Source organism: Vibrio sp. 03_296, assembly GCF_002265885.1.
The window spans coordinates 1-523 of record NZ_NPKW01001101.1 but is presented as its reverse complement, the minus strand read 5'-3'; the positions used below and the strand labels follow the sequence as shown (position 1 = coordinate 523).

1 pseudogene is annotated in these 523 nt (G+C 41.7%); it reads right to left on the bottom strand.

Annotated features, from left to right (window positions below):
• Positions 1-340 (bottom strand): annotated as a pseudogene (locus CIK04_RS30065) (S1-like domain-containing RNA-binding protein); the annotation flags it as partial.
• Positions 341-523 lie beyond the last annotated feature (183 nt).

Genomic DNA, 523 nt, shown 5'->3' with positions numbered 1-523 from the left:
GATTGACCAGCAGTAAAACGACTGCGTTGCTCACTGTATGGCACTAGCAGATCTTTTTCTTTGATGTCCCCAGTTAACAAAAGCACCCGTGCTGTTGACCCCCTCAACCTTCATCAAGCCCCATTCGCCCACTTGTGCGACTTGGCGTTTCAGTTGTAGCAGCCAACTGATTGTCGGAGTCAAAGTAAATAAAAACATCGATTTGAGCGCCGACCTCACAGCCTTCTGGCACATGCTTATTTGCCAGTAAAATGCTGCCATAGTCTTTTCCATCTAGGAATACACCAAAATCTGTGCGTTTAGTTACTTCTAAGTTGTTAATTTGACCAACTTTAATCATTGAATATATCTCACTGCAAATTTGCAGAGATTATACGTGATCTCTGCTATTCTTGCGCAAGTCTCAATACAATTATTTATCAAATAGGGTATTTCGTTGATTTCAGTCGATAAACAAGACTCCATCACCCTCAAGATCAGCCATATTATGGGGCAAGTAAAAAACTCGATCTCGACTTCTACC